We start from the raw sequence: 15684 nt of genomic DNA, 5'->3' as shown, positions 1-15684 counted from the left end.
GCTTGTGCCGCCCGGCATGATCGCGAGGGACAAAAGAATGCCGTCGACCGAACTGCTCATCGCGTTTTTCGCCACCACGGCGATCTTCGCCTACATTCCAGGCCCGGCGATGCTCTACGCCGCCGCGCAGACGATGGCGCGCGGCCGCTGGTCCGGGCTGACGGCGGCACTTGGCATTCATCTGGGTGGCTACGTGCATGTCTTTGCCGCCGCCGCCGGGCTATCGGTGCTGTTTCACGCCGTGCCGACGCTCTACATGGCGGTCAAGCTGGTGGGTGCGCTCTATCTGATCTGGCTCGGCGTTTCGCTGTTCCGCAAGCGCGTGGAGGGTGATGCGGCACTGCCCGCGATCGAGCGCAAATCCGCTCGACGTGCCTTTTTCGAGAGCATCACCGTCGAGGTGCTCAACCCGAAGACGGCGATCTTCTTCATGGCGTTCCTGCCGCAGTTCATCGATGCCTCGGCGGCATTCCCGGTCTGGCTGCAGTTTGTGGTGTTGGGCACAATCGTCAATCTGATGTTCTCTTCGGCTGATGTCGTCTGCGTGTTCCTGGCGGGTGCCGTGATCGGCCGCTTGCGGCGCTCGAGCCGCGCACAGCGGCTGATGCAGCGGGCAGGCGGTGCCGTGCTCGTCGGATTGGGCGTCCACGTCGCCCTGCAGAAGACCTGACCGATGGGGCCGTTGCGATCGTGTCCTGCCGTTGCACTGCGTGGAATTGCGGTATATCGGCTTCGCCAAGTCCAACTTGGCTGGGTGGACTTGATTGACCGGCCTGCCTATCGAGCGTTTCAAAATCACTGAGATCGGCTTTTCCTACAAAGATGATCAAGCACAATCCGCCTTCTCCCGAGCCCTTGCATCGCGCCATTGCGCGCTTCGGCGACGTCACCGTTCTGGTGGTCGGTGACCTGATCCTCGACCGTTTCGTCAACGGCGTCATCGAGCGGATCTCGCCGGAAGCGCCGATCCCGGTCCTGCACGGGCGCGGCGAGACCTCGACGATGGGCGGCGCCGGCAATGTGGTCGCCAACATCGTCTCGCTCGGCGCAACCGCTGTTCCCGTGTCGGTGATCGGCACCGACGCCGCCGGCGACCATCTCGTGCGCATGCTGCGCGAACTCGGCGCCGACACGGTGGGCCTGGCGCAGGAGCGTGGTCGCATGACCTCGTCGAAGAGCCGCTTCAGCGCGCTCAACCAGCAGGTGCTGCGCTTCGACGAGGAGGAGATCAAGCCGCTCGGCGCCACGGAGCGCGCCGGCCTGATCCGGCATTTCCGCGCCGCATTGACGCGCGCCGACATCGTCATCCTGTCCGACTATGGCAAGGGCATATTGCTCGACGGCGTCGCCGGCGAACTGATCGCCATCTGCCGCGACGCGGGAAAGCCGGTGCTGGTCGACCCGAAGGGCCGCGACTATGCGCGCTATGCCGGGGCGACAGCCATCACCCCCAACCGCAAGGAGCTTGGCGAGGCTGTCGGCCATGCGGTGTTCGCCGATGACGAGATCGTGGCGGCGGCACGCCAGCTGGTTTCAGCGCATGGCTTCGACTTCGTCGTGGCAACGCGCAGCGAAAAGGGCATGAGCGTGATCGGCCCGACCGAGGCGCGCCACATCGCCACCCAGGCGCGTGAAGTGTTCGACGTTTCCGGCGCCGGCGACACGGTGATCGCGAGTTTCGCACTGGCGCTGGCGGCCGGTGCCGATCCCGTCGCGGCGGCCTCGATCGCCAATGCCGCCGGCGGCGTCGTGGTGGGCAAGCGCGGCACCGCGCGGCTGACGGTCGAAGAACTCAGCGGAGCGCTGTTCCGTTCGCATGGACCGACCGCCCACAAGGATGCCATCCTCGATGCCTCATCGGCCGCGCGCATGGTCGCGGCGTGGAAGGAAGAGGGCCTGAGCGTCGGCTTCACCAATGGCTGTTTCGACATCCTGCATGCCGGTCATGTCAGTCTCCTGCACGCGGCGCGAAGCCAGTGCGACCGGCTGGTGCTTGGCCTCAACAGCGATGCCTCGGTGCGGCGGCTGAAAGGTGCCGGGCGGCCGGTCAACGACCAGCATGACCGCGCCTGCGTGCTCGCCGCCCTTGCCTCGGTCGACGCGGTCGTGGTGTTCGAGGAGGACACGCCCTTGGCGTTGATCGAAGCGCTGCTGCCCGACATACTGGTCAAGGGCGCCGATTACACGGTCGACACCGTGGTCGGTGCCGATGTGGTGCAGAAGGCGGGCGGACGCGTCGTGCTGGTCGATCTCGTCGCCGGTAAAAGCACCACCAGTACCATTGGCAAATTGCGCGCTGGCGGCACCACAAGCTGAGGAATTCATGTCCGACTTGAACGATTACCTGGTCCGCTCGGCGGCCGCGATTTCCGCCATGGTCGAGCGCGACCTGACCAGCGAGATGGAGCGGGCGGTGAGATCGGTGGTGACGGCTCTGTCGCAGGGCAAAGCCTTCCTGATCTGCGGCAATGGCGGCTCGGCCAGCGATGCCATCCACATCGCCGGCGAACTGGTCGGCCGCTTCCTCAAGGAGCGCAAGGCCTACAATGTCATCGCGCTGCCGGCCAACGCCGCTGTGCTGACCGCCTGGGGCAATGACTATGGCTTCGACACGGTGTTTTCGCGCCAGGTCGAGGCGCATGGCTCGGCCGGCGGCGTGCTGCTGGCAATCTCGACCAGCGGCAATTCGCCGAGCATCCTCGCCGCCGCCGAACAGGCGCGGATGATGGGCATGACGGTGATCGGCTTGACCGGCGACACCGGCGGCAAGCTCAAGCCGCTGTCCGACATCCTGCTCAACGTGCCCTCGACCTCGACGCCGATCATCCAGCAGGGGCACCTGTGCCTCTATCATCATCTGTGCGAAGTGGTCGAAGCGCGTCTCAGCAATGGCTGACGGGACGCTGTCGTGAAGCCCGGACCCTATCCGCTCCAGGAGCCCGGACTGTGGGTCGAGCGGATCGACACCAGGATTTTTCCGACCGGCACTCCGGCGTTGTTCCTTGACCGCGACGGCACCATCAATGTCGATACCGGCTATCCCGATGATCCGGCCAAGATGGTGCTGCGCGAGGATATCGCCGCGGCGATCGGTGCCGCCAATCGGGCAAGCATTCCCGTCATCATCGTCACCAACCAGTCGGGCATCGCGCGCGGCTATTTCGGCTGGGGCGATTTCGCCGCCGTCAACGGCCGCGTGCTCGACCTGCTGGGCGCCGACAACGCGTTCGTGGATATGGTCCTTGCCTGCGCCTATCACGAGGCAGGCGAGGGGCCGCTTGCGATCGCCGATCATCCGATGCGCAAACCCAATCCAGGCATGCTGCTTGAGGCGGCCAAACGCCTCGGGCTCGATCTGCAGCGCTCGCTGATCGTCGGCGACAAGCCGGCGGACATGGAGGCGGGACAGCGCGCCGGCCTCGCGGAGGGCTGGCTGGTCGACGGCGAAGCGGCGGTTCAATCGGGCTTCGTGGTCAGGCCCTGGCGCGGCCGCGAGGATTTCGGCGGCCTGCTCGCCGCAATAGCGGCACTCGGCGCTGTGTCTCGCGAAGCTTCATAAAGCTTGGCCTCGGTGGCGAATGAATACACCATCACCATCATCGAATAGACGAAGCCATGCCGGCCGCACAGGAAGTAGCGCTTGGCCAGGTAGAACTTCAGGAAGTTGCCGAGCGGCGACAGCACCAGCCGTATGAGGCCGGGCTTCTTGCCTCTCTCGATCAGCGTGGCAACCTTGAGGCTGGAGTAGGTGTTGGCTCTTGCCAGATCCTCCGCGACAGTCACTTCGCGGCGATGCAGCAATACGCCACTTTCAATCGTGTCGGTTTCGCCCGGCACCTCAAACGATTCATGGACCCGCAAGTTGACGTCCATGGTGGCCTTGTCACGGCGGAAAAGACGCAGCAGCCGGTTGTGCAGCACCCAGCGGTGCGCATAGCCGTAGCCTTTCAGCTTGTCGCGGCGTCTTACGTACCATCCATCCATGACGTCATTTGGAGGCTGCGTCACGGCCACGATCGACTGCCTGAGCAGGTCGTCGATGGCCTCATCGGCTTCGATCGAAAGGCACCATCGCTGCGTGGCTTGATCAAGCGCAAATTTCCGCTGACGTGGAAAACCCGGCCAGTCGTTGTGGAACAGCCTTATCGGGTAGCCCTTGGCGATGAACTCCTGAACGACGTCCAGGGTGTTATCCGTCGAGCCCGAATCGACGACGATGATCTCGGCGCAGAAGTCGATGCTTTCCAGGCACGCGCCGATCATGTCGCCTTCGTTCATGCAGATGATAAGCGCCGAAACCGGGCTAGAAAATCGAGTCATAGTCCCATCCACGGCACACTGTTCTCGAAACTTACGCTGCTTGCGCCATCTGCTCTTATGCAATTCCGGACGGCCACGGCAGAACGATCAGGCTTTCTACACCAGAGCCTATCGAATGCCAAAGCGGCCCGGATATGCCGAAGCCCGCAACCCGCATCGGCCGGTACGATGTGGTGCTGGCGTCCACCGGCCTCAAGGCTGTGCAAATGAGACCAGCCCTTCGTCCTTGACCCGCCGAATGGTGAGCGCGGTGCGCACCGTGTCGACATTCGGGGTCGAGGTCAGTTCTTCGATGACGAAGGTCTGGAAGGCGCCGAGGTCGCTCGCCACGCAATGCAGCAGGAAATCGGATTCCCCCGACACCATCCAGGCGTCGCGCACGATCGGCCAGCCTCGGGTGCGCTCGGCGAAGGTGCGCAGCTCGGCGTCGGCCTGGTGATGCAGGCCGATCAGACAGAAGGCGACGACATCCAGCCCAAGCGCCGGCGCGTTGAGCAGGGCGCGGTAGCCGCGGATGATGCCGGCTTCCTCCAGCCGCTTGACGCGGCGCAGGCATGGCGGCGCCGAAATGCCGACGCGGTTCGACAGTTCGACATTGGTCATGCGCCCATCGGCCTGAAGTTCGCGCAGGATCTTCCAGTCGATGGCGTCGAGATCGGCCTTGAGCGGCATGAGGGCTCTCGATAAGTCGGGGGGTAGCACGCAAGAATCTTGCGTGATTTTGTAATTAAACGACTTCGCTGTCCATTCCATCCCTCGCTCGAAATATTTCGGAGGGGCAAAGCAGGAACGGGGTGCGACAAAGCTTTCCGGGGACGAACGCCAACTTGCCTTGCTGGCGTCGTGGGCAACACTTACATTACGCGCGATATCGACGAGTTTTCCATGCCGCAATTGCCGGCAGCCCTCCGCAAAGGCTTCCAGATGACCACCAAGCACGCGCCTGTTCTCATCATCGGTTCCGGCCCCGCCGGCTACACCGCGGCGGTCTACGCCGCCCGCGCCATGCTGAAGCCGATGCTGGTCGCCGGCCTGCAGCAGGGTGGCCAGTTGATGATCACCACCGATGTCGAGAACTATCCCGGCTTCGCCGACCCCATCCAGGGTCCGTGGCTGATGGAGCAGATGCTGAAGCAGGCGGAGCATGTCGGCACCGACATCATCAACGACATCATCACCGAGGTCGACCTCAATGTGCGGCCGTTTCGCGCCAAGGGCGATTCCGGCACCACCTACACCGCCGACGCGCTGATCATCGCCACCGGCGCGCAGGCCAAATGGCTGGGCATCCCGACCGAACAGACGTTCATGGGCTTCGGCGTCTCGGCCTGTGCCACCTGCGACGGTTTCTTCTATCGCGGCAAGGATGTCGCGGTGATTGGCGGCGGCAATTCGGCGGTGGAAGAGGCGCTCTATCTGTCGAACCTGGCCAAGAGCGTGACGGTCATCCACAGGCGCAGCGATTTCCGCGCCGAGCGGATCCTGCGCGAGCGGCTCCTGAAGAAGGACAATATCCGCGTCATCTGGGACACGGTCGTCGACGAGATCACCGGCCGCCCCGGCAAGACGCCGCTGCCGCCTTCGGTCGAAGGGCTGAAGCTGCGCAATGCGGTGACCGGCCAGGAAACGCATCTTAAGGTCGATGGTGTGTTCGTGGCGATCGGCCACGCGCCCGCGGTCGAACTGTTTGTCGGCAAGCTGAAGCAGAAGCCGAACGGCTATCTGTGGACGGCGCCGGATTCGACCCGCACCGACGTTCCCGGCGTGTTCGCGGCCGGCGACGTGACCGACGACATCTACCGCCAGGCGGTGACGGCGGCGGGGCTCGGCTGCATGGCGGCACTCGAGGCCGAGAAGTATCTGGCCGGCATCGAAGTGCACCGCGAAGCGGCGGAGTAGAGAGTTCAGAAAGCGGCTTAGAAACGCCGTGTAAAAGCCTGATTTTTCATTCAGACGCCAAAACAGAACGAGGGAATCATGGCGTTGGACTGGGACAAGCTACGCGTGTTTCACGCTGCGGCGGAGGCGGGGTCGTTTACCCATGCGGCCGAGACATTGCATCTGTCGCAATCGGCGATCTCGCGGCAGGTCAGCGCGCTCGAGCATGATGTCGGCGTGCCGCTGTTCAACCGTCACGCCCGCGGGCTGGTGCTGACCGAGCAGGGCGAGATGCTGTTCCGCACGGCACATGACGTGCTGATGAAGCTCGAGACCATCAAGTCGCGGCTGACCGAGACCAAGGATCGCCCCTCCGGCGTGCTCAGGGTGACGACAACCGTCGGGCTTGGCGCCGGCTGGCTGACCGAGCGGGTGCAGGAGTTCATCGAGCTCTATCCCGAAATCAGCCTGCAGCTGATCCTCGCCAACGAGGAACTCGACCTCACCATGCGGCAGGCCGATTGCGCCATCCGGCTGCGGCAGCCGCAGCAGCCGGACCTGATCCAGCGCCGCCTGTTCACCGTGCACTTCCACCTCTATGCCTCACCCGCCTATGTCGCCAAGTACGGCAAGCCGGCTTCGGTGGCCGAGCTGAAGAGCCATCGCATCGTCACCTTCGGCGTGCCGGTGCCGTCGCATTTGTCGGAGCTGAACTGGCTGGAAACGGTTGGCGATTTCGAAGGCGGACAAAGGGTGCCGACGCTGCAGATCAACGACATATTGTCGATCAAGCGTGCGGTGCAGGGCGGCGCCGGCATCGCCATGCTGCCCGACTATGTGATCAACAAGGACTCCGACCTGGTGCAATTGCTGCCGGAGACCGAAGTGCCGTCCTTCGACACCTATTTCGCCTATCCGGACGCGATGAAGAACCAGGCCAAGCTGCATGTCTTTCGCGACTTCATCATTGCGAAGGCCCGAAGCTGGTCGTTCTGAGGACATATTGATAATCAGGTGATGCCGGCCTGACCTGAATCTCAACATGCCCTGGAACAGTGTTGCTTCGTTTCTTCGGCTCAACCCCGCCAGGGCGTCAGTCGCGGCAGCCAGCCTGGCACATTGCGGCGGTAGGTTTCGTATTGCGCGCCATAGCGGCGGGCCAATGTCGGCTCCTCATACAACCTGACGAACGACACCATGGCGATCGCCCCGATGACGGCGTAGGCGGCAAGCGTCCAGCTCGAGAACAGCAGCGCCTGGCCGAGGATGATCGACAGCACGGCGACATACATCGGGTTGCGGACATGGCGGTAGATGCCGCCGATCACCAGTCTCTCGGTCGGCGCGACCGGAGCCGGGGTGCCCAGGCCCTCGAGCGCAAAGCGGCCGAAGGCATGCAACAGCGCAGCTGTCGCGGCGACGATCAGGAGCCCGCCAACAGGCACAAAGCCAGGCAGGCTCGACCACGGCAAGCCCCAGCGATCGGTCAACAGCCAGGGCACAAGCCCGGCAACCACGCCAGGTGCGGCCATGAAGAACGCCGCGCTGCCGGGCGATCGCCGAAAACGTCCGCATTGGATGCCCTCCCTGACTGCCTGAGAAATGGACGCCTGTTGCCTGCTTCCACGTCATCACGCGATTTTGACATTTCGGGGTAAAACCGATCGCGATTGGCGATTCTGTAGTGTGAATCGCAGCGCGCAGCGTTCCTTTTCGGTGATTTTGCTGGTCCTATTTGCCTCGGATACGGGTTGGACCACAGCCTGCGTCTTTTTGCATGCGTGTGTTGCAAAATAGATGCTTGTTTCTTGGGCATGATGAGCACATATATAGACCATCTCCTGGGCGCGTTCTCCTCCCATTAGCGCCCTCGAGTGTTCCCCTCTGGAGGTTAGCCTTAACAGGCACTTCCAATCAAACTCAGCCGGATCTTCGTTGATCCGGCTTTTTTGTTGCCCGCGCTCTGCCGGGCCAACAAAGCTCTGCCGGGCCAACAAAAAAATTCATCAGAATTGCCACGTAACAGTGACATGTAACCCCAGGTAACATGTCGCGGACGCTCAACACCTGCTACGTAGATAATAGGACGCGGTGTGGTCGTGCGGGAGATGGGGGCATCACTCGGACGGCCCGGGCTCAGGCGGCTACCGCGTCCGAACCATTTCCGCCGCCGAAGCCCGGCGGCGCCAGATGCGGCGGACCTGCCGTTTTACCTCCCAAGGAACGGTCCGCAAATAAAACGACGTCCGGTCCCCGCCGGGCGTCGTTTTCATTTGGCCCCTCGAACCGAGGTTCGAGGGGAGTGCGGCATCCTTGTCCTTATGCTCGTCATTGCCCCAACATCGCCGCGCACTTTTGGGCGACATGCATCAGATGGAATCAGGCAGCCTTGCCGCTGGCGTTCATCGCCTCGTCGGCAAGACGCCCGGTGAGTTCGGCCATGTGGTCGAAGACGGCGCGGTAGCTGGCGACGCCCGCGGTCGCCGAGCGCAATTCGATGATCAGGTCGCCGATCTCGGCCTGCGGCATGGTCGCTTCGACGACATCCCATCCCGGCCAGTCAGGCCGCGCATCATAGCCGAGGATCTGTCCGCGCCGCTGCGGGATGAGCGCGATGATCTTCGCGGTCGCGTCGGAGGGCGTGACGATCTCGACCTTCATCACCGGTTCCAGAAGCACCGGCGAGCAGGCGGCCATGCCTTCCTTCATCGCCAGTCTGGCCGCCATCTGGAAGGCCATGTCGGAGGAATCGACCGCATGGTAGGAGCCGTCCGACAGGTTGACGGCGACATCGACGACGGGAAAGCCGAGCGGGCCGAACTTCAGATAGTCGCGCACGCCCGTCTCGACCGACTGGATGTAGGTCTTCGGCACGACGCCGCCGGTGATGGTGTCGGTGAACTGGAAGCCGGAACCGCGCGGCAGCGGCTTGATCTCGATCACCACGTCGCCGAACTGGCCATGGCCGCCGGACTGTTTCTTGTGACGGCCGCGTTGCTGCGCCGATTTGCGGATCGTCTCGCGATAGGGCACTGCCGGCGCATGGCCTTCAACCGGGATCTGGTTCTTGCCTTCCAGCCGTTCGCGCACGACGCGCAGATGCATCTCGCCATGGCCCGACAGCACGGTCTCGGCCGAATCCTGGTTGTGACGCAGGCTGAGCGAGGGGTCTTCCTCGGCCAGCCGCTGGATGGCGGCCGACATCTTCACTTCGTCCTTGCGCTCCTTGGGGCGCAGCGCGAAAGCGAAAACCGGCTGCGGCGGCTCGAACTCAAGCAGCGGCTTGATGCCGCCCTTGGCCGAACTGAGCGTCTGGCCGGTCTTGACCTCGTCCAGCTTGCCCAGTGCCACCGTGTCGCCGGCCTTGGCGATGGTGAGCTTGACCTGGTCCTTGCCGAGCATTCGGTAGATGCCGGAAACCTTCGCCGTGTTGCCGCCGGGCAGCCAGAGTTCGGAGCCGTCGACGACCTGGCCGGACAGGATGCGCGACACCGACAGCTTGCCGCCATGCGGGGTGTGGATGGTCTTCATCACCTGAGCGACGGTGGCCGCGCCATCGGGCGCGCCGAGCCGCTTGCGAGTCGCCTCGATGTCGGGCGCGTCGTGGCGGATCGCCTTCAAGAGACGCAGCACGCCGTTGCCTTTCTCCGCGGTGCCGATCAGCACCGGGGTCACCGCGCCATCGCGCAGATCGGCGGCGAGGTCGTCGAAGACGGCGTCCTTGGGCGGCTCGATCTCCTCCAGCAGCTGCTCCATCAGTTGGTCATCATGATCGGCCAGCGTCTCCAGCATGGAGAAGCGCGCCTCCAGTTCGCGCGCCTTGTCGTCGCCCGGTATTTCGGCCACCTCGCTCTGGGCATATTCGCGATAGACGTAGGCACGCTCCAGCGCCAGGTCGATCGAGCCGATGACGACGCCGTCCTTGCGCAGCGGGATCTGGCGCAGCAGCAACGGCATGGCGCTGGCCGGCTGCAGCATCTTCAGCGTGTCGCGCACGCCGGCGACTGCCTTGTCGACCTTGTTGAGGAACAGGATGCGCGGCACGTCGAGATCGTCGAGCTTGCGCATGATCAGCTGCAGGGCAGGGATCTTCTTCTCGTCGGCCTCGGCAACGACCACCGCGAGGTCGCAGGCAGCCAGCACCGGCTCGGCCTCGAAGGAGAATTCGATGGAGCCGGGGCAATCGACGAAAGTAAGCTGCTCGCCCATGAATTCGGTGGTGGCGAAGGTCGCCTCGACGCTCATGGCGTGGGCGCGCGCCTCCGGCGAATGATCTGAAACGGTGTTTCCTGATGAGACGGGATTTTGTCGGGGAATGGAGCCCGTGCGGGCCAATATGGCTTCGAGAAGTGTCGTCTTACCGCTTGCGAAGGGACCGACTATGGCAATGCATTTCGGTCCCGTGCGTCGTCCTCCGGCGCGAGTACCCATGACTGACCTCCACTCAGGCGTTTCCCGTAGGACCGACTGGCATGCATGGTTCAGGCGTGGTCAATCGGTCCTGAGCGGCGGCCGGCCTGTTCGACCGTCGCGGGCGGGGTTCTTTTGGTTTCGCCACCTGCCCAAAACCATCGTCCCACTTGTTTGCCGGCAGGGCAAGAAAAATAGAAATTCTTCGCTGTGGCCTCAGGCGCGCAGCGCCAGCGGCCCGGCATGGACGGCGCGCAAGAGACCGACCTTGTCGCGTGGCGCCGGCCGGCCGAAGAAATAGCCCTGGAAACGATTGCAACCGGCGGCCCTGGCCAGGGCGAAAAACACTAGTCTTGCGACGGCGGGCGAAACGGCCGGTTGCGCCCGGGATGATATCGGCCGAGAATGCGTCCTGCCTCAAAATGTCGGGCGGCGTTTGTTGCCGATCGCTTCAACAGTTCCAGGGTTTCACGATGAAGATCATTGCCTGTGGCAGCGTGCCGACCATCATAGCGCCGGAAAAATACTTCACCGGCCGCGTGCTGCAGACGCCGATCATCGAGAAGGAGGCGCCGGCACGGCTGCGGGCGACGCTGGTCAGCTTTGAGCCGGGCGCGCGCACCCACTGGCATACGCATCCGCTCGGCCAGACACTCTATGTCACCTCAGGCGCCGGCCTTGCCCAGACATGGGGTGAACCGGTCCAGGAGATCAGGGCGGGCGACGTCATTTCCTTTGCGCCTGGCGAAAAGCACTGGCATGGCGCGGCGCCGAAATCGGCGATGACGCATATCGCCATGCAGGAAGCGCTCGACGGCGTCCACGCCGACTGGCTGGAAGAGGTGACGTCGGTCCAATATGGCGGCTGAGCGCCGAGCTTGTGAGGGGACGTCGATGCCAACGAAAACCCGGCGGTGAAGCCGGGTTTTCAGTTTCAAGGACTTGCCTGATCAGACTGGCCTGATCAGGTCAGCGACGCCGTAAAGCGCTGGATGCGCGTGCAGGCTTCCTCAAGCAGCGTCTCCGAAGTGGCGTAGGAGATGCGGAAGTTCGGGCCGAGGCCGAAGGCGGAGCCGAACACGACCGCGACCCCCTCGGCCTCGAGCAGTTCCGAGCAGAAGGTTTCATCGGTGTCGATCACCTTGCCGGCTTTGGTCGTCTTGCCGATCAGCCGGGCGCAGGACGGATAGACATAGAAGGCGCCTTCCGGCGACTGGCAGCTTATGCCGCGTGCCTGGTTGAGCATCGACACGACGAGATCGCGCCGGCCCTGGAAGATCGCCTTGTTCCTGGCGATGAAGTCCTGCGGGCCATTGAGCGCCTCGACCGACGCCCATTGCGCGATGGTGCAGGCGCCCGAGGTCTGCTGGCCCTGGATCATGTCCATCGCCTTGATGAGCGCCACCGGACCGGCGGCATAGCCGATGCGCCAGCCGGTCATGGCATAGGCTTTCGACACGCCGTTCATGGTCAGCGTGCGCTCGTAAAGCTTCGGCTCGACCTCGGCGATGGTCTTGAAGACGAAGTCGCCATAGGTCAGGTGCTCATACATGTCGTCGGTCAGCGTCCAGACATGCGGATGCTTCAACAGCACGTCGGCCAGCGCGCGCAGTTCCGCCTCGGTGTAGGCGGCCCCCGACGGGTTCGATGGCGAGTTCATCAGCAGCCATTTGGTGCGCGGCGTGATTGCCTTCTCCAGCACAGCGGCGGTCAGCTTGAAGCCGTTGTCGATCGAGGTGTCGGCAAACACGGAGGTGCCGCCGCAGATCGCCACCATCTCGGGATAACTGACCCAGTAGGGGCGCGGTATGATGACCTCGTCGCCGGGGTTCAGCGTCGCCATGAAGGCGTTGAACAGGATCTGCTTGCCGCCGGTGCCGACAATGGTCTGCTCGGGCTTGTAGTCGAGATTGTTCTCGCGCTTGAACTTCTTCGCGATCGCCTCGCGCAGCGGCACGATGCCTGAAACCGGCGGATACTTGGTTTCGCCACGGCGGATCGCCTCGATCGCCGCATTCTTGATGTTGTCGGGCGTATCGAAATCCGGTTCGCCGGCGCCGAGGCCGATAATGTCACGGCCGGCATTTTTCAGCTCGCGCGCTTTCTGCGTCACCGCAATGGTGGCGGAAGGTTTTACGCGGGAAAGGGCGTCGGCGAGAAAGGCCATGACCAGATATCTCCAAGCAAGGTCGGTGCAGGCCGGGAGCGGCCGCGGCGCTTCTCATGTCGCATGATTTCGCGCAGTGCAAGCATTGTCGGCTGATCCAGATCGCAAGGACCCGTGATCGGCAACAAAAAATTCATTAACGGGCGGTAGAGGCTTGCGTGGCAGGATCGCAATCCAATCCGCCAGCTTGCGGAGCGAGGAACCGTGTCGCGCAGCATCGGGCTTGCCCACATCGTCCGTCATGATGACGGCACCTCCAGCGGTGTCTGGGGCATCCACACGCTGCAAAGCGCTTTCCAGCCGATTTTCGCCTTCAAGGAAGGCAAGCTGTCGGTGATCGCCTTCGAAGGGCTGATCCGGCCGTTCCGCGACGGCGAGCCGCAATCGCCGATGAGCTTTTTCAGCACCTGTCCGGCCGCCGACCGCCTGCATGTCGAGGCGCTGACCAGGACGCTGCATCTTCTGAACGCCGGCGCCTGCCTGCCGCAGGAAGCATCAATCTTCGTCAATTTCGACCCGTCGGTGTTCACCGAGCGCAGCGTTGCCGACAATGCCTTGCGCGAAATGCGGCTGGTGCTGCACGAGGCCGATATCGATCCGCGCCGGGTGGTCTGCGAAGTGACCGAGCAGCGGTCGGCATCGCAGGAGACCCTGCACAGCTTCGTCGCGGCGCTGCGGGCCAACAGCTTTCGCATCGCCGTCGACGATTATGGCGCCGACGATTCCGACATCAACCGCATCAAGGAGCTGAAGCCCGACATCGTCAAGTTCGACGCCATCTGGATCACGCAGCTGATGGAGTCCGGCGCCGGCTTCGCGCTGCTGACCGCCATGGTGAGAAGTTTCGAGGAGCAGGGCATCCGCACGGTGTTCGAGGGCATCGAGGAGGGCTGGCAACTGGAACTCGCCGAGAAATCGGGAGCGTCCATGGTGCAGGGTTTCGTGCTGGCGCGGCCCGAACTGGCGCCGACCAGCTTTCGCGTCTTCGGCAAAACCACGCGGCAAGCCGCCCCGGCGGTCGTCGGAGCCGCGCCTGTCCAACCGGCCCCACCGCATGCGACGCGGCCGGCGAAAGTCTTCGGGCGCAGGGTGACACCATGAGGCCCGAGCAGCGGCGCAATGTCGGCGATGCGATCTTCGCCGACGAGGTCGGCATCGAGTATGGCGTCCATGACGAGTTCCGGCTGCGCAGCGCCTATCAGCCGATTTTCGCGCCGCGCGGCCGCTTTCTTCACGCCGTCGCGGTCGAAGCCCTGATCGAGCCGCACCGCGCCGGCCGCCCCGTTGCGCCGAAGGTGTTCTTCGAAAGCGTTGCCGCCTCCGACCGGCTGTTTGTCGAGACCATGTGCCGGGCGCTGCACCTGAGGAATTTTCGCAACATCGGCGTCGACGGGCTCGATCTGTTCTTCAACTACAATCCGCTGATCAACGACCATCGGGGCCGGGCGCTGGCCGAGATCCGGCTGATGACCCGGGATCTCGGCGAGTTCGGCCTTGCGCCGGGCATGCTGGTCTGCGAAATCACCGAACAGGCGGCCGACGACGCGCTTCTCACCAGGCTGGTGCGCGAAATGCGGCGCGACGGCATCCGCATCGCCATCGACGATTTCGGCACCGGCCACTCGACCGCGGAGCGAGTGAGCCTGCTCCACCCCGACATCGTCAAGATCGACGGCACCTGGTTCGCCGAGTTCTGCCGCCATGCCGCCGCAGAACGGTTCTTCCGCCCGCTGGTTTCGGCCTTGCACGACCGCGGCGCCAAGGTGCTGGTCGAAGGCATCGAGCAGCCCACCCATCTGCGCGTCGCGCTCGAAGGCGGCGTCGACCTGCTGCAGGGCTTTCTTCTCGCCCGGCCGGCGCTGGCCGGCACGATCTTCGACGAAGAGCCGCTGGCCATCGACACGCTGCTGGGCAGGGACAGCAAGGTCGTGCCGCTGTTCGGCTAGGGCATGCTGATATTCAGGGAGGCCGGCCTGCAAACGGCAGCTTCCTGCGCTTCCGGTACTCACGTACCCAAAAGTACGCTCCGCTCTGGTTCTAGGAACCTACCGTTTTCGACTCGGCCTGACCTGAATCTCAACACGCCCTTGAGCGACCTCATACGTTCACACATCAGCGGCGCTGATGGTCGTACCTAAACAAATCATTGGTTGCGGCTGGAGCAACTGCGATAATCGCACCAATAGAGGCAGCGCTTCGGGGAACGGCAATGATACTTTACAGCATGATCGACAGCGGCAATTGCTACAAGCCGCGTCTGCTGATGGCCAAGCTCGGCCTCACCTTTACCAATGTCGAGGTGAGTTCGCACACCGGTGACACCCGCAAGCCCGATTATGTCGCCAAGAATCCGAACGCCATGGTGCCGCTGCTTGAACTCGACGATGGCCGCCGGCTGGCCGAATCCAACGCCATCCTGCTCTATCTCGCCGAAGGCACGCGCTTCCTGCCGGCCGACAGGTATGAGCGGGGGCTTGCCTATCAATGGCTGTTCTTCGAGCAATACAGCCACGAGCCCTATATCGCCGTGCGCAAGGCGCTGCTGACCTTTCCCGAACGCGCCAGCGATGCGACACCGGAGCGGCTGGCGGTGACGCTGGAACGCGGCAACAAGGCGCTCGGCGTGATGAACAAATATCTGGAAAGCAATGCCTTCTTTGCCGGCGGCGCGCTCAGCGTCGCCGACATCGCGCTCTATGCCTATACCCATACGGCAGAGCAGGGCGGCTTCCAGCTTGATGCCTATCCAGCGGTGGCAGAGTGGCTGAAACGAGTGGAGGCGGATCCAGGGCATGTGCCGATGGACCGGCTTCCATAGTTCGTCCTCACGGCGTCGCCGCTTCGCGGCTGCTCCGGGCGGGCGCGCCAACAGGCGCGACGCCGGTCGGGCTTGCGGTCTTCGGCCGGTG

Annotated in this window: 15 protein-coding genes and 1 pseudogene; 10 read left to right on the top strand and 6 right to left on the bottom strand. The window is 63.7% G+C overall.

Going from position 1 to position 15684, the window contains the following annotated elements; translation table 11 throughout:
* Positions 1–37: 37 nt before the first annotated feature.
* The 4 genes from ACFSQT_RS09975 (at position 38) to ACFSQT_RS09960 (ending at position 3559) form a co-directional block, all read left to right on the top strand.
* A complete protein-coding gene (locus tag ACFSQT_RS09975; RefSeq protein WP_379018149.1) occupies positions 38–670 on the top strand; it encodes a LysE family translocator in 633 nt (210 codons plus the stop codon).
* A gap of 152 nt (positions 671–822) precedes the next feature.
* Entirely contained in the window at positions 823–2316 is a 1494-nt protein-coding gene (gene rfaE1 / locus ACFSQT_RS09970) for a D-glycero-beta-D-manno-heptose-7-phosphate kinase (protein WP_379018148.1), read from the top strand.
* A gap of 7 nt (positions 2317–2323) precedes the next feature.
* Positions 2324–2896: a D-sedoheptulose-7-phosphate isomerase gene (locus ACFSQT_RS09965; RefSeq protein WP_379018147.1), complete on the top strand. Its 573-nt coding sequence runs from the start codon at positions 2324–2326 to the stop codon at positions 2894–2896.
* Positions 2897–2908: 12 nt separating this feature from the next.
* Positions 2909–3559, top strand: a complete 651-nt coding sequence (locus ACFSQT_RS09960) for an HAD family hydrolase (protein ID WP_379018146.1) — start codon at positions 2909–2911, stop codon at positions 3557–3559.
* Here ACFSQT_RS09960 and ACFSQT_RS09955 read toward each other — a convergent pair.
* Both ACFSQT_RS09955 and ACFSQT_RS09950 read right to left on the bottom strand, forming a co-directional pair.
* A complete protein-coding gene (locus tag ACFSQT_RS09955; RefSeq protein ID WP_379018145.1) occupies positions 3457–4383 on the bottom strand; it encodes a glycosyltransferase family 2 protein in 927 nt (308 codons plus the stop codon). The two genes, ACFSQT_RS09960 and ACFSQT_RS09955, sit on opposite strands and share 103 nt — an antisense overlap.
* 129 nt (positions 4384–4512) lie before the next feature.
* Positions 4513–4992 (bottom strand): Lrp/AsnC family transcriptional regulator, encoded by a 480-nt coding sequence (locus ACFSQT_RS09950; RefSeq protein WP_095090929.1) that lies wholly within the window; start codon positions 4990–4992, stop codon positions 4513–4515.
* A gap of 252 nt (positions 4993–5244) precedes the next feature.
* Here ACFSQT_RS09950 and trxB point away from each other — a divergent pair, with 252 nt between their 5' ends.
* Together trxB and ACFSQT_RS09940 are read left to right on the top strand one after the other, a co-directional pair.
* Positions 5245–6219 (top strand): thioredoxin-disulfide reductase, encoded by a 975-nt coding sequence (trxB, locus tag ACFSQT_RS09945; protein WP_379018211.1) that lies wholly within the window; start codon positions 5245–5247, stop codon positions 6217–6219.
* Positions 6220–6297: 78 nt separating this feature from the next.
* Complete coding sequence (locus ACFSQT_RS09940; RefSeq protein ID WP_379018144.1) at positions 6298–7194, top strand: LysR family transcriptional regulator; 897 nt, start codon at positions 6298–6300, stop codon at positions 7192–7194.
* Positions 7195–7274: 80 nt separating this feature from the next.
* Here ACFSQT_RS09940 and ACFSQT_RS09935 read toward each other — a convergent pair.
* The 3 genes and pseudogenes from ACFSQT_RS09935 to ACFSQT_RS09925 form a co-directional block, all read right to left on the bottom strand.
* Positions 7275–7773, bottom strand: a pseudogene (locus tag ACFSQT_RS09935) (methyltransferase family protein).
* Positions 7774–8577: 804 nt separating this feature from the next.
* Entirely contained in the window at positions 8578–10629 is a 2052-nt protein-coding gene (locus ACFSQT_RS09930) for an elongation factor G (RefSeq protein WP_379018143.1), read from the bottom strand.
* A gap of 195 nt (positions 10630–10824) precedes the next feature.
* Entirely contained in the window at positions 10825–10956 is a 132-nt protein-coding gene (locus tag ACFSQT_RS09925; RefSeq protein WP_379018142.1) for a hypothetical protein, read from the bottom strand.
* 125 nt (positions 10957–11081) lie between these two features.
* On the opposite strand from ACFSQT_RS09925, the gene ACFSQT_RS09920 reads away from it, so the two are divergent.
* Complete coding sequence (locus tag ACFSQT_RS09920) at positions 11082–11477, top strand: (R)-mandelonitrile lyase (RefSeq protein ID WP_111542955.1); 396 nt, start codon at positions 11082–11084, stop codon at positions 11475–11477.
* Between the two features lie 95 nt (positions 11478–11572).
* Here the strand turns inward: ACFSQT_RS09920 and ACFSQT_RS09915 are convergent, their stop codons facing one another.
* On the bottom strand, positions 11573–12775 hold the full coding sequence (locus ACFSQT_RS09915; RefSeq protein ID WP_379018141.1) for a pyridoxal phosphate-dependent aminotransferase: 1203 nt from the start codon (positions 12773–12775) through the stop codon (positions 11573–11575).
* Positions 12776–12979: 204 nt separating this feature from the next.
* Here ACFSQT_RS09915 and ACFSQT_RS09910 point away from each other — a divergent pair, with 204 nt between their 5' ends.
* The 3 genes from ACFSQT_RS09910 (at position 12980) to ACFSQT_RS09900 (ending at position 15593) form a co-directional block, all read left to right on the top strand.
* On the top strand, positions 12980–13876 hold the full coding sequence (locus ACFSQT_RS09910; protein ID WP_379018140.1) for an EAL domain-containing protein: 897 nt from the start codon (positions 12980–12982) through the stop codon (positions 13874–13876).
* Entirely contained in the window at positions 13873–14721 is an 849-nt protein-coding gene (locus ACFSQT_RS09905; protein WP_379018139.1) for an EAL domain-containing protein, read from the top strand. Before ACFSQT_RS09910 ends, ACFSQT_RS09905 begins: the two co-directional genes overlap by 4 nt.
* A 263-nt stretch (positions 14722–14984) precedes the next feature.
* The gene (locus tag ACFSQT_RS09900; RefSeq protein ID WP_379018138.1) at positions 14985–15593 is read left to right on the top strand and encodes a glutathione S-transferase family protein; all 609 of its coding nucleotides are present in this window, start codon (positions 14985–14987) and stop codon (positions 15591–15593) included.
* Positions 15594–15684 lie beyond the last annotated feature (91 nt).

This window comes from Mesorhizobium calcicola, from assembly GCF_042682105.1.
In the GTDB taxonomy this organism is placed as follows: Bacteria; Pseudomonadota; Alphaproteobacteria; order Rhizobiales; family Rhizobiaceae; genus Mesorhizobium; species Mesorhizobium calcicola.
Note: the sequence above shows the minus strand (reverse complement) of the source record. Positions and strands in the feature narration are given on the sequence as shown.